This is a genomic window from Oricola thermophila, from assembly GCF_013358405.1.
Classification (GTDB): domain Bacteria; phylum Pseudomonadota; class Alphaproteobacteria; order Rhizobiales; family Rhizobiaceae; genus Oricola; species Oricola thermophila.
Genome location: NZ_CP054836.1, coordinates 3,190,297 through 3,203,328, shown reverse-complemented (window position 1 = coordinate 3,203,328; position 13,032 = coordinate 3,190,297). Strand labels below are relative to the sequence as shown.

12 protein-coding genes and 1 tRNA gene are annotated in these 13,032 nt (G+C 65.0%); 5 read left to right on the top strand and 8 right to left on the bottom strand.

The features are described from left to right. Window positions 1-26: 26 nt before the first annotated feature. Window positions 27-116: transfer RNA gene (locus tag HTY61_RS15390), tRNA-Ser, on the bottom strand. A 258-nt stretch (window positions 117-374) separates the two neighbouring features. On the opposite strand from HTY61_RS15390, the gene HTY61_RS15385 reads away from it, so the two are divergent. From HTY61_RS15385 to HTY61_RS15375, 3 genes are all read left to right on the top strand, one after another. Next, the gene (locus HTY61_RS15385; RefSeq protein ID WP_175277629.1) at window positions 375-695 is read left to right on the top strand and encodes a hypothetical protein; all 321 of its coding nucleotides are present in this window, start codon (window positions 375-377) and stop codon (window positions 693-695) included. A gap of 46 nt (window positions 696-741) precedes the next feature. Further along, entirely contained in the window at window positions 742-1,377 is a 636-nt protein-coding gene (msrA, locus tag HTY61_RS15380; protein WP_175278582.1) for a peptide-methionine (S)-S-oxide reductase MsrA, read from the top strand. Between the two features lie 74 nt (window positions 1,378-1,451). Further along, window positions 1,452-2,342: a carbon-nitrogen hydrolase family protein gene (locus tag HTY61_RS15375; protein ID WP_175277628.1), complete on the top strand. Its 891-nt coding sequence runs from the start codon at window positions 1,452-1,454 to the stop codon at window positions 2,340-2,342. Window positions 2,343-2,372: 30 nt separating this feature from the next. Here HTY61_RS15375 and HTY61_RS15370 read toward each other — a convergent pair whose 3' ends face one another. Then, window positions 2,373-2,666, bottom strand: coding sequence for a hypothetical protein (locus HTY61_RS15370; RefSeq protein ID WP_175277627.1), 294 nt, complete (start codon window positions 2,664-2,666; stop codon window positions 2,373-2,375). Window positions 2,667-2,797: 131 nt separating this feature from the next. Between HTY61_RS15370 and HTY61_RS15365 the strand changes: the two genes are divergently transcribed. Then, window positions 2,798-3,727, top strand: coding sequence for a LysR family transcriptional regulator (locus HTY61_RS15365; protein ID WP_175277626.1), 930 nt, complete (start codon window positions 2,798-2,800; stop codon window positions 3,725-3,727). A gap of 7 nt (window positions 3,728-3,734) precedes the next feature. Here HTY61_RS15365 and polA read toward each other — a convergent pair whose 3' ends face one another. Then, window positions 3,735-6,641, bottom strand: a complete 2,907-nt coding sequence (gene polA, locus HTY61_RS15360) for a DNA polymerase I (protein WP_175277625.1) — start codon at window positions 6,639-6,641, stop codon at window positions 3,735-3,737. A 179-nt stretch (window positions 6,642-6,820) separates the two neighbouring features. Here polA and HTY61_RS15355 point away from each other — a divergent pair, with 179 nt between their 5' ends. Next, the gene (locus HTY61_RS15355) at window positions 6,821-8,698 is read left to right on the top strand and encodes a L,D-transpeptidase family protein (protein WP_175277624.1); all 1,878 of its coding nucleotides are present in this window, start codon (window positions 6,821-6,823) and stop codon (window positions 8,696-8,698) included. A gap of 60 nt (window positions 8,699-8,758) precedes the next feature. Here the strand turns inward: HTY61_RS15355 and HTY61_RS15350 are convergent, their stop codons facing one another. The 5 genes from HTY61_RS15350 to HTY61_RS15330 form a co-directional block, all read right to left on the bottom strand. Beyond that, the gene (locus tag HTY61_RS15350; RefSeq protein WP_246273060.1) at window positions 8,759-9,091 is read right to left on the bottom strand and encodes a septal ring lytic transglycosylase RlpA family protein; all 333 of its coding nucleotides are present in this window, start codon (window positions 9,089-9,091) and stop codon (window positions 8,759-8,761) included. A 71-nt stretch (window positions 9,092-9,162) separates the two neighbouring features. Beyond that, entirely contained in the window at window positions 9,163-10,029 is an 867-nt protein-coding gene (locus HTY61_RS15345) for an SDR family NAD(P)-dependent oxidoreductase (RefSeq protein WP_175277622.1), read from the bottom strand. After that, window positions 10,026-11,156 carry a tRNA epoxyqueuosine(34) reductase QueG gene (queG, locus tag HTY61_RS15340; RefSeq protein ID WP_175278581.1) on the bottom strand — a complete coding sequence of 377 codons (1,131 nt, stop codon included), beginning with the start codon at window positions 11,154-11,156 and terminating at the stop codon, window positions 10,026-10,028. Before queG ends, HTY61_RS15345 begins: the two co-directional genes overlap by 4 nt. Before the next feature lie 48 nt (window positions 11,157-11,204). Then, a complete protein-coding gene (locus HTY61_RS15335) occupies window positions 11,205-11,894 on the bottom strand; it encodes a glutathione S-transferase family protein (protein ID WP_175277621.1) in 690 nt (229 codons plus the stop codon). Between the two features lie 71 nt (window positions 11,895-11,965). Then, window positions 11,966-12,898, bottom strand: a complete 933-nt coding sequence (locus HTY61_RS15330) for a carbohydrate kinase family protein (RefSeq protein WP_175277620.1) — start codon at window positions 12,896-12,898, stop codon at window positions 11,966-11,968. Window positions 12,899-13,032 lie beyond the last annotated feature (134 nt).

Sequence of the window (13,032 nt, the reverse complement as noted above, 5' to 3'; positions counted from 1 at the left end):
CGGGAATTGTGCATCGAGAGGGCAAATGGCGGTGAGACAGGGATTCGAACCCTGGAGACGGTTTCCCGCCTACACGCGTTCCAGGCGTGCGCCTTCAACCACTCGGCCACCTCACCGTTTCCATGACGCCCGGCCGGTTGTCGCAGGGCGTGTCCGGAACGATCGCGTTCCGGGCGTGGCGTGCATGCGCCGCCACGGTGGCGGCAATATAGTCAGAACGCCTGCGCGTTCAACCGCAAATTCGCGCATTTTCGCCCTGCCCGCGTCGCAACCCCTCGCTACGGCATTGTCATCGGCGCGGTGGTCCCCTAATCACCGGATGCGCGTTGCATCCTTGGCAACGCCGCGTCATGCTGTCGCGGGATTTTCCGAAGATGCGATTCGTCTCTAGAGTGCTGGCCGTCTTTGCCTTTGCCTTTGCGGTGATGTTCACCGTCATCGATGCGACGCGCTCGATCGGCGTCTCAGCGCCCGTCCTGACGCCCTTCGGCGAGACCTTCGAGCTGATCGCGCCCGAGCGCCTGGAGGGATTGCGGGAATGGCTGGGGCGCAACGCTCCCGGTTTTGTGACCGACGTGGTGCTTGCATCGCTCCTGTCCCTGCCCACATTTGCGGTGTTCGCGGCGTTCGCATTCCTGTTCTGGCTGCTCGGTCGCCCGCCGCGTCCGCGCGGATTGCGCCGGTTGCGTCCATAGGAAAAGTGCCCGGCCCGACAAGGAGGTGCCCGTGTTTCTCGCCAGCATGTTCGACAAGAAGACGAAAATGCCCGATCCCGAGCGCGCCCTGCCGGGCCGCGCCGAGCCGTTGCCTACGGCGACGCATCATTTCGTGAACGGCAATCCGCTGAAGGGACCATGGCCGGAAGGCATGGAGACCGTGTATTTCGGCATGGGCTGTTTCTGGGGCGCCGAGCGCCTGTTCTGGCAAATGGACGGCGTTCATGTCACCGCTGTGGGCTATGCCGGCGGCTACACGCCGAACCCGACCTACCAGGAGACAACCACTGGCCTGACCGGCCACGCCGAGGTCGTCCTCGTCGTCTTCGATCCCGAAAGGCTCTCCTTCCGCCAGCTGCTGCGGACCTTCTGGGAAGAGCACGATCCGACCCAGGGCATGCGCCAGGGCAATGACATCGGCACCACCTACCGGTCCGCCATCTACGCGACGACGCCGGAACAGCTCGCCGCCGCCGAGGCCAGCCGCGAAGCCTACCAGCAGGCATTGCGCGACGCCGGCTCGGGCGCGCTGATCACGACCGAGATCCGGGAGGCGCCGGAGTTCTTCTATGCCGAGGAATATCACCAGCAGTATCTGGCGAAGAACCCGGGTGGCTATTGCGGCCTGCGGGGCACGGGCGTTGCCTGTCCCGGCACCTGATTGGGGCGTGATTTTCGCGACGCCCTGTGCGATGGAAGTCCGCCCGTCAGCATGATCCTTCGCATGGAGGTCCGATGAACGCCCAATCGCACACGGTCCGTGTCGCTTCCGTCCAGTTCGCCGCGAGGCATACCGCGTCGCCCGAGGAATTCTTCTCGCGCGTCGCCCATTTTGTGCGGGTTGCGTCCGAGTACGGTTCCGATTTCGTCTGCTTTCCGGAGCATTTCACCCTTCAGATCCTGTCGGGCGAGCCGCGGATGCTTGCGCCTTCCGACGCCATCGCGCGCCTCACCGAGCTGACACCCGTGCTCGAGGACCGGCTGTCCGCGCTGGCGAGGAAGCATGCCGTCAACATTGTCGGCGGATCCCATGCCACGCGCACGGGCGACGGCGAGACGCGCAACGTCGCCTATGTCGCCTTGCGCGACGGTTCGCTTCACGCCCGCCACAAGCTGCATCCGACGCCGGACGAGAAGTCGCTGTGGGGTATCTCCGGGGGCAACTCCGCCGAGCCGGTGGAGACCGATTGCGGTTCCGTCGGCGTGATGATCTGTTACGACAGCGAGTTTCCCGAACTGGCCCGTCACCTGACCGATGCCGGGGCGAAGCTGTTCTTCGTGCCCTATTGCACCGACACGCGGCACGGCCATTTCCGCGTCCGCTATTGCTGCCATGCCCGCACGGTCGAGAACCAGTGCTATGTCGTCACGGCAGGGCTCGTCGGCAATGTCGAAAATGTCGCCAATCTGGACATCAACCACGCGCAGTCGGCCATCCTGACGCCTTCCGACCATCCATTCGCCCGCGACGGCATTGCGGCCGAGGCGACCGAGAATGTCGAGACGATGATCTTCGCCGATCTCGACATGGGCCGCCTGGACGCGGCCCGTGTCAACGGCTCGGTCCGCAACCTGCACGACCGCCGGCCGGAGCTTTACCGCGTCGAGTGGACGACGGATGGCTAGCCCCTGCCGGTTTTCTGTCGGTCCGGGTCATCAGCGTCCCATTGCGTTGCGGGCACGCAGCTTCTCGAGTTCGAGCGATGCATTGACATGGAGCGGCAGTCGCGCCGCCCATTCCACGTCCGCCCGCCCGATTCCCATGTCCTCGTAGACCCATTCCTCCTTGTCCAGCAGGTTCATGAAGGCTGCGCGGTCGCGGCGCCGGACGTGCCAGGCGTTGATCGCCCGGACGAACCGCATGGCCGTGCGGGCAATGACGCGGTTGATCGGGGAGAACGATCGGGCGTGCGTCTCGGTCGACGTGTCGAGATATTCGGTAATGGTCATTGTCGTCTCCATGTGCCGCCGGGGTTGATGGGGTCTGTCCGGCTGCGGGCTGGACAATGGTCGAATGCCATGGTTCAATCAAACGAATAGATTTGACGTTATCATTCAAATAATCTGAATACGGGGATGCCATGAACGAGCCGAAGACACTCGAACCTGCCGCGAATTCCCTTCTGCTCGATGCCGACCTGCTGAAGACATTCGTCGCCATCGTCGAGACCGGGAGTTTTTCCAGGGCTGCCCAGCGCGTCTTCCGCACGCCGTCGGCCGTGTCCATGCAGGTCAAGAAGATGGAAGACATGCTCGGCACGTCCGTCTTCGAGCGCGATTCGCGTTCCGTGAGCCTGACCGCCGATGGCGAGGTGCTGCTGACCTATGCCAAGCGCATTCTCGCGCTGAACCGCGAGATGATGGCGCGTTTCGTCACGCCCGACATGGCCGGCACTGTCCGGTTCGGCGCGCCCGACGATTACGGCATACGGCTGATTCCGCATATCCTGCGCAAGTTTGCCGCCACCCATCCCAATGTCACGGTCGACGTGGTGCTCGACGGTTCTTCGCGGCTGGTCGAACGCTATCGCGCGGGCACGCTCGACATTGCGCTGCTGAACGTCGCGCCCGACCGCCCGCTGGAGGCCGACGCGGAGGTCCTGCTGGAGGAGCCGCTGGTATGGGCCGGCGTGCGCAACGGCACCGCGCATCTGCGCTCGCCTGTGCCGCTGGCCATGTGGGAACAGGGCTGCATCTGGCGCGCGAACGCGGTGGAGGCGCTGGAGAGTCGGGGCATCGCGTATCGCGTGGGCTACATGAGCGGCAACTATGCCGTCCAGATCGCGGCCGTCGAGGCGGATCTCGCCATCGCGCCGATCCCCGCCCTGTTGATCGAGGAGCCGCTGGTCGCGCTCGGCAAGGCCAACGGCCTGCCCGAGCTGAAATCGACCCAGATTCGCATGATGGCCCGCCATGTCGACGATTGCGCGGTTGCCGCCGTCGCCGACCATGTCCGGAACTGCATCGCGGACTGGAAGGCCGGCCGTCTCGACTGCCGGATCGCCGCCTGACGGGCGCCTAGTGCGCCTCGTCCCAGTTGTCCGCGGCGGCGGCGTCGACATGCAGCGGCACCGCCATCTGGATCGCCGGGAGCGCCGCGTTCTCCATGACCTCGCGCACCACCGCGATGGTTTCCTCGACTTCGTTCTCGGGTGCCTCGAAGATCAGCTCGTCATGCACCTGCAGGAGCATTTGCGCCGACAGTTTCGCCTCGGCCAGCGCGTCGTCCATGCGGATCATCGCGCGGCGGATGATGTCGGCCGCCGAGCCCTGGATCGGTGCGTTGATCGCCGCCCGTTCGTTGAAGGCGCGCACCTGCGGGTTGGATGACCTGATTTCGGGGTAGTGCGCCCGCCGCCCGAAGATCGTCTCGACATAGCCGTTCTCGCGCGCGAAGGCCTTGGTCGCCTCCATGTAGTCCCTGATGCCGGGGAAGCGCTCGAAATAGGTCTTGATGTACTCGCCCGCCTCCGACCGCTCGATGCCGAGCTGGTTGGCAAGGCCGAAGGCCGAGATTCCGTAGATGATGCCGAAATTGATCGCCTTGGCGCGCCGCCGCACCTCGGCCGGCATCCCCTCGACCGGCACGCCGAACATTTCCGACGCCGTCATTGCGTGGATGTCGATGCCGTCGGCGAAGGCCTGCTTCAGCTGCGCGATGTCGGCGACATGAGCGAGCACGCGCAACTCGATCTGGCTGTAGTCGGCCGAGATCAGCTTGTTGCCCTTGTCGGCGACGAAGGCGGTGCGGATGCGCCGGCCCTCCGCGGTGCGGATCGGGATGTTCTGCAGGTTCGGGTCCGAGGAGGCCAGCCGGCCGGTCGAGGTCGCGGCGAGCGCGTAGGAGGTGTGCACCCGCTTCGTCTCCGGGTTGATGTAGCCCGGCAGCGCGTCGGTATAGGTGGATTTCAGCTTCGTCACCTGGCGCCAGTCGACGATGCGGCGCGGCAGTTCGTGGCCTTCCGCGGCGAGGTCCTCCAGCAGCGAGGCCCTGGTCGCCCACTGGCCGGTCTTCGTCTTCGTGCCGCCCGGCAGGCCGAGCTTGCCGAACAGGATCTCGCCGAGCTGCTTCGGCGAGCCGACATTGAAACGTTCTCCGGCCAGTTCGTGTATTTCGTCCTCGATCGCCGCCGCCTTCTGCGCAAATTCGCCCGATAGCCGGCTAAGGATTTGGCGGTCGACGGAGATGCCGCGGGCCTCCATGCGTGCGAGCACCGCGACGAGCGGCCGTTCCAGCCTTTCGTAGACATGCATCAGGCCCCTTGCCAGCACTTGCGGCTTCAGCACTTTCCAGAGCCTGAGGGTGATGTCCGCGTCTTCTGCCGCGTAGCGTGTCGCGGTCTCCAGGTCGATCATGTCGAAGGTCAGCGCCTTCTTGCCCGTTCCGGCGATGTCCTTGAAGGCAATCGGCTTGTGGCCGAGCCAGCGTTCCGATAGCGCGTCCATGCCGTGCCCGCCGGTGCCGGCGTCGACCACGTAGGAAAGCAGCATCGTGTCGTCCAGGGAGGCGATCTCGATGCCGTGGCGCTTCATCACCAGCCAGTCGTATTTCAGGTTCTGTCCGACCACGAGGATCGAGGGGTCCTCAAGCAGGTCCTTCAGCCGCTCCAGTGCGTCCGCTTCCGGGATTTGGCCGTCCACCAGTCCGCCGCCGAGCAGGTCGCCGTCGCCGGCCTTGTGGTTCAACGGCACATAGGCCGCCTCGCCTGGCGCGGCGCACAGCGAGAAGCCGGCAAGTGTCGCCTGCATCGCGTCCAGGGAATCGGTTTCGGTGTCGAATGCGACGACACCGGCTTCGCGCGCCTTCGCGATCCAGGCGTCCAGCGTTTCGACGTCGCGGATGCAGACATATGCGTCGTGATCGAACTTGGCCGAGGCCGCGGCTCTTGCGCGTTCCTCGGCCAGGGCTGCTGGCGTCGGTGCGTCGTCCTTTGCTGCGCCGTCGCCGGATTCCGGCCCCGCGTCGAGATCCGGTCCGTGCGCCTTCGTGTCTGCTTCCACTTCGACCGTTGCCGGTTCCACCTCGCCTGCGTCGGTATCCGTGGCCTCGGCCACGCGCCGCGTCAGCGTGTTGAATTCCATCGCCTTCAGGAACGCGATCAGCTTCGGACCGTCCTGGGGCTCCAGCCGCAGCCCGTCGAGGTCGATGTCGAGCGGTGTGTCCGTCTTCAGTGTCACCAGTTCGCGCGACAGCCGCGCCTGGTCGGCGAATTCGATCAGGTTCTCGCGGCGCTTGTTCTGCTTGATCTCGGAGGCCCGCTCGAGAAGCGTGTCGAGATCTCCATATTCATCCAGCAGTTGCGCCGCCGTCTTCGGACCGATGCCGGGCACGCCGGGAATGTTGTCGGTCGAATCGCCGGTAAGCGCCTGCAGGTCGATCATCTTCTCCGGTTTGACGCCGAATTTCTTGACGACTTCGGCAATCCCGATCTGGCGGTCCTTCATCGGGTCGTACATCGACACGTGGTCGTCGACGAGTTGCATCAGGTCCTTGTCCGACGAGATGATCGTGGTTTGCGCGCCGGCTTCCGTTGCCATTCGCGCATAGGTTGCGATTATGTCGTCTGCCTCGTAGCCGTCGACCTCGATGCAGGGCAGGTTGAAGGCCCTTGTCGCCTCGCGGATCAGGCCGAACTGCGGAACCAGGTCTTCCGGCGGCTCGGACCGGTTTGCCTTGTATTCGGGATAGAGTTCCTTGCGGAAGGTCTTCGACGAATAGTCGAAGATCACCGCGAAATGGGTGGGCGTGACGCCGACGTCGGTGTCGCGCGCGTCCTGCAGCAGTTTCCACAGCATGTTGCAGAACCCGGCCACGGCGCCGACCGGCAAGCCGTCCGATTTGCGCGTCAGCGGCGGAAGCGCGTGAAAGGCCCGGAAAATATAGGCCGATCCGTCGACAAGGAACAGGTGATCGTCTTTTGTCATGGTCAGAGCCATAGCGCGGGGCTGGCGATGCGTCCACGCCAAAGCGCGCCGGTTTCCCGTCGTGACCAACGAAATCGTGATCGCCGGCACGTCCGCGCTTACCCTTTCTAAACGATGTTCGGTTGGTTATGGTTCCCGAGGGGCAGCAAGACAAATCATCGAATCAACCGGAGCCAGCAGTGAAGTCCAGACGTCTCGTCAACCTTGTCCTTGCCGCAGCGCTCGCGATGCCGGTGGTGCCGGCCATGAGCGTATCCTCCGAGGCGCAGGTCCAGTTGCACGAACTTCTGTTCGGCCGCGCACGCCGCGAGAATCGCAACCGGCGTGTCCGCGAGGTTCCTGCCGAGGTGCAGCAGGCGCCGAAGAAGATCGTCCCGGTCTCGAGCCCGCGTTACTACAACTACAAGGCTGCCCCTGTCGTGACGGCCGATATCGCTTCGCTGCTGCCGGCACCGGCGGAGAACGCGGGACTGGAGCCGAGCCTCGACTTCGAGGCCAGGCGTTTTGCTGAGGCCCTTCGTCTCGCGCCCGAAACGCCCGTCAGGCTGGAGAAGGACATCGCTGCGGCGCTCAGGGCGCATTACGCGGCCAAACCGGCTTTCATCTGGTCGCGCGGCAATTCCGTCACCGCGGAGGCAAAGGCGGTCGTCGAGCTTCTGGAAAAGGCCGGCGAGCACGGCCTCGATGAAACCGAATACGCTGTCGATCTTCCCTCCGACGGCTGGTCGATGGACGATCCTGCCGGCCGCACTGCGGAGTTGCTGGCCTTCGACGTCATGCTGTCCGCCCGCGTCCTGCGCTATGCGGCGGACATGAAGGACGGCGTGGTCAATCCCAACAAGCTGTCCGGCTACCATGACTTCCCCAAGGACCGCCTTTCGCCGGAAGAAGCCATCGCAGAGCTGGCGAAGGCCGACGATCCGGTCGCCTGGCTGCGGACGCTGGAGCCGAAGCAGCAGGAATATGCGGCACTGAGGGCGGAGCTGAAGAAGCTGCGCTCCATGAAGGTGGACGAGATCGTCCTGCCGGAGGGCATGCTGGTGAAGCCCGGTCAGGCCGAACCGGACCTGCCGCTTCTCATGAAGGCGCTGCGCAAGCGCGTCACGCCGGAAACCTACGAGAAGCACGCGGCCACCTTCGCCGAGTATCTGGGCGATGACCGGTATGACGAGGAGATCGTGGCGCTGGTGAAGGATTTCCAGCGCGACAACGGCCTTGTCGCCGATGGCATTGTAGGCCGGAAAACCGTGTCCCGCCTCACCGACATCGGCCATGCCTCCAAGATCCGGCGCATCGAGTTGGCGCTCGAGCGCCTGCGCTGGCATCCCGAGGAATTCGGTGCCCGCCATGTGCTGATCAACCAGCCCGCCTATCGCGCCACCTATGTCGAGGATTACCGGGACAAGCTGGTGACGCGCGCCATTGTCGGCAAGAAGTCGAACCAGACCTCGTTCTTCTACGACGAGATCGAGACGGTGGTCTTCAAGCCCTACTGGGGCGTGCCGCAGTCGATCATCGTCAACGAGATGCTGCCCAAGCTGCATAACGATCCGGCCTATCTCGACCGTGCCGGCTATGTCGTCACCACGACCTCGGGCGAACGGCTTTCCTCGGCCAGCATCGACTGGTGGCAGTTCAACGGCAAGGTGCCCTTCAACGTGCGTCAGAAGCCGGGCCCGTCCAACGCGTTGGGCGATGTCAAGATATTGTTCCCGAACAGGCATGCGATCTACATGCACGACACGCCCTCGCGACACCTGTTCGATCGCGACCACCGTGCGCTCAGCCATGGTTGCGTGCGGCTGCAGAAGCCGCGCGAGATGGCGGCCGCCGTGCTCGGCAAGAGCGTCGAATACGTCAATTCTCGTATCGCCGCCGGCGGTGGCGAGGAACATGAAAGCGTGCCGGTGAAGATTCCGGTCTTCGTGTCCTATTACACGGCCTTTCCGACCGATTCGGGAGAGGTGGAATATTTCCCCGATATCTACGGACGCGATACCTATCTCGGACGCGCGCTGGAGGCCGTGCACGAGAGCCGGAAAAGCGTAGAATCCTGATTGCCGTCCGATGAAATGCTGAGCCCGCCTGGCCGGCGGGCTTTTTTGTTGTGCGACCGGCTACTTGCCGGTTTCGGCGATGCATACCGGTGCGTGGCCCGAACGCACCATGCCGATCCGGCTGGCCGCCGCCTTAGACAGGTCGATGATGCGCCCCCGGACGAAAGGACCGCGATCGTTGATCCGCACGATCACGGACTTGCCGTTGCGCTCGTTCGTGACCCTGACCCTGGTGCCGAATGGCAGTTTGCGGTGGGCTGCGGTCATCTCCGAAGGGTCCATCATTTCCCCGGACGCCGTTTGCGAGTGCAGAGCGTACCATGATGCCTTGCCGCACTGCGCCCTGGCCGGAAGTGTCGAGCAGGCGCAGAGCGCCGCCGCCGCTGCGGCCAGGAAAGCCGTGCCCGTGAATGCCGTTTTCAATGTACTGTCCCCGGTTCGGGCGGGTTCTTCGCCCGACCGCGCTATCGCCAGCTGTTCTCCGCCCACATCCGGTCCAGCGCCTGCCTGTAGTCCGGATAGGAGAAGGTGAAGCCCGCTTCCTTGATCTTCGCGTTCGAGACGCGCTTGTTTTCCCCGTAGAAGGAGCGGGCCATTGGCGAAATTGTGGCGGTTTCGAAATCCTGTTCCGGCGGCGGATCAACTTTCATTAACGAGGCCGCATGTTCGACAACGTCCTGCGGCGGGGCCGGCTCGTCGTCGGTGACGTTGTAGATGCCGGCCAGGCACCGGTTTCCGAGAAAGTCGATCGCTGCCGCGATATCGTCGACATGGACACGGTTGAACACCTGTCCCGGCTTGACCAGCCGCTTCGCCGTGCCGGCCTCGAGATTGACGAAGGCGTTTCGGCCCGGGCCGTAGATGCCCGAGAGCCGCAGGACGGCGAGCGGGACTTCGATCGTGCGGGCGAAGATGTGCCACGAGGTTTCGGCCGCCAGTCGCTGTACCGAGCGCTGTGAAAGCGGCCGGCAAGTGGTTTCCTCCGTCACCCATTCCCCGTCATGGTCGCCATAGACGCCGACGGTCGAGAGATAGCCGATCCATTGCAGCTTCGGCATCGCTGCGACTCCGTCGCGCAATGCCTTGAGCACGGGGTCGCCGGCCGGCCCCGGCGGGATGGAGATCACCAGGTGCGTGGTTTCGTGGACCTCGTCCAGAACATCGGCAGAAGCGGTCGCGCCGTCGAACAGGAAGGGCGTGATGCCCTCCTCGCGCATTTTCTCCATCCGGTCAGGTGTTCGGGTTGTTCCCGCGACCGGGATGCCTTGTTCCGCGAGCCGCTTGCCATGGGCCAGACCGGAAAAGCCCGCTCCGAATATGAATGCCCTCATGGTGACTTCTTGCGCCGGTTCTGAGTTGCTGAATTTTCGCCTTCGGTTAGCGCAGCTTTACTGTTCAAATCCTTAATCTGAACCGCGGATTTCAACCGATCGAGCGCCCAGTGCGCCGTCTCGCGCACCACCGGGTCGGGATCTTCGAGATGCGGCGCGACATCGCCCGCCAGCTCGGCCTTGCCACTGTTGCCAGCCGCGATCAGCACGTTGCGGATGAACCGGTTTCGCCCGATCCGCTTGATCGGGGAGCCCGAGAACATGGCCCTGAACTTGGCATCGTCCAGCATCAGCAGGTCGCATATCGCGGGGCTTTTCAGGTCGTCGCGCGCCTTCAGCTTGGCCTCGCGGGCCGCGCCTGCGAACTTGTTCCACGGGCACGCCGCCAGGCAGTCGTCGCAACCGTAGATGCGATTGCCCATCGCCGGCCGGAACTCCTCCGGAATCGGTCCCGCATGCTCGATGGTGAGGTAGGAGATGCAGCGCCGGGCATCGAGCTGGTAGGGCGCCGGAAAGGCATCCGTCGGGCAGATGTCGAGACAGGCCCGGCAGGAGCCGCAATGATCTGTTTCCGCCTCGTCCGGCGGCAGGTCCGCGGTCGTGAAGATCGCGCCGATGAAGAACCAGGAGCCGAGCCGCCGGCTCACCAGGTTGGTATGCTTGCCCTGCCAGCCGAGGCCCGCGGCCGCGCCGAGCGGCTTTTCCATCACGGGCGCGGTGTCCACGAACACCTTGACCTGCTCCCCGGTCTTCGCGGCGAAGCGCCCGGCCGCCTGTTTCAGCTTGCCCTTGACCACGTCGTGATAGTCCCGGTTGCGCGCATAGACGGAGATGGTCCCCCGGTCGCGTCGCTCGAGCGCGGCGAGCGGTTCGTTGCCGTCTTCCGGGCCGTACTCCATTGCCGCCAGCACGACCGTTCTCGCCTCCGGCCAGAGCTTTTGCGGATTGCCCCGGCGCTCCTCGGTTTCCGCCATCCAGCCCATCGTGCCGTGGCGCCCGGCGGCGAGGAATGTCCGCAGCCTGCCGGCCGCCTGCGGGATCGAGTCGGCACGGGCGATCCGCACGTCGGCGAATCCCTCCTTTCCGAGATCCTCGGTCAGGAATGTCTTGGCCTTTTCCGGGTTCATCGCGCGATCATGCCCGTCCGGGGCCGTTCGGGGCAAGCGCCGCCCCCCTCAGAAATCCAGGTCGGCGTAGTGGGAGGCCGGCGGCAGCCGCCGCACGCGGTCGGCAAGGAGGTCGCGGAAGGAGGGGCGCGACTTGATGCGGTGATACCAGTCCCGCGCCGCCGGTTCCGCCGTCCAGTCGATCTCGCCCAGGTAGTCCAGCACGCTGACCGCCGCGCCGGCAGCGAGATCGGCCAGCGAAAGCCTTTCGCCGGCGAGCCAGTCGCGGCTCTTGGCGAGCCAGCCGAGATAGCGCATGTGCTGGCGTATGTTCGCGCGGGCCGTCCGCAGAACCGTCGAGTCCGGTGCGCCGCCGCCCTGTGCCGGCGACATCTGCAGCTTGTAGACCCGCTCGCGCGCCAGGGCGCGTGTCACGTCCGCCTCGGTCTTGACCAGGAACCAGTCGACCAGGCGGCGCACTTCCGCGCGTCCCAGCGGCGAATCCGGCATCAGCCGGCTGTCGCGCATCATCGGGCCGCGGGTTTCGTCCAGGTATTCCGAAATCGCGAAAGCGCCGACGATCGCGACGCCCGCTTCCCCGATCAGCACCGGCAGCGTGCCGGCGGGGTTGAGCTGCAGGAATTCCGGTCGTCTTTGCCATGGCTGCTCCTCCCGCAACTCCGCGTCCTCCCGGTATTCCGCGAGCATGAGGCGGATGAAGCGGGAAGGGGCGGAAATCGGATGATGAAACAGCAGCATGGAGAATCACTGAACGCTTCGGGGTCACCCGTATCTATGCGACCACCGGTTTACGTTCAATCAACGCTTTGTCAGCGTCCGAAAGACTCGATGTCGGCGAGTGTCGGCAGGTCGGCGCCGCGCCGCGTACAGGTCACGGCCGCCGCCTTCACGGCGAAGTTCGCCATGGCGTCGAGATCGGCCGCGCGCGCCTTGCCCCGCTCGGCAAGGCCGTTTGCGCCCAGCCAGTGGAGGCAGGCCGCCTGGAATGTGTCGCCGGCGCCCACCGTGTCGGCGACGTCGACCCTGATTCCCGGCACTTGCGTTTCTCGCCCGTCGGCCGAGAAGGCCAGCGCCCCGTCATTGCCGAGCGTGACGCATACGACATCGGCGCCGGCGTCGGTCGCATCGGCAGCGAATGTCTCCGGCGTGGTGCCGAGCTGCCCCACGTCCTCGTCGCTTGCCTTGACGAAGGAAGCCGCGCCGGTGAACGCTTTCACGGTCGCCCGCCAGATGTCCATGTCCGGCTCGATCATCGTGCGAAGGTTGGGGTCGTAGGAGACGAAGCGGTCCCGGCCCTCGCGTGCCGCGAGCGCGGAGAGCGTCGATGCGGTCGGTTCGATCGCCGTCGAGTACGAGCCGAAATGGATGACGCGGACCGTTTCGTCCAGCTTCGCCGGCAGGTCAGCCTCCACCATGGAACAGTCCGCCGTTCCCTGCGTGTAGAACGCGTAGTCGGCCGAATTGTCGGCCTTGAGCCCGATCATGGCGAGCGTCGTGTTCTCGCTGGTCGGAACGCACAGCGAGGCATCGATGCCGTTGTCGCTCATGAAAGCGGCGATGCGCCGGCCGAACATGTCGCGGGAGATCCGGGTGAAGAAGCGCGAGTGGTTGCCCATGCGCGCCAGCCCGAGCGCCACGTTGAGCGGCGAGCCGCCGACGCGGCCGTCGATGGTGACGCCATGGGGATCGGCCGACGGGCCGGTGAACATGTCGAACAGGGAGTCGCCGCAGCAGAGATACATGGTCGCTCTTTCGCCTGGTTTCCCGGTGGTGGACCCGGGACTTGCGCATCGTCCGACGGGCATTGCCGGACCGGGGTCCTTTCTAGCGCTCCCGCGTGCTCATGCAAGCGCGCAGTCGCGAGGATCGCCTCCAC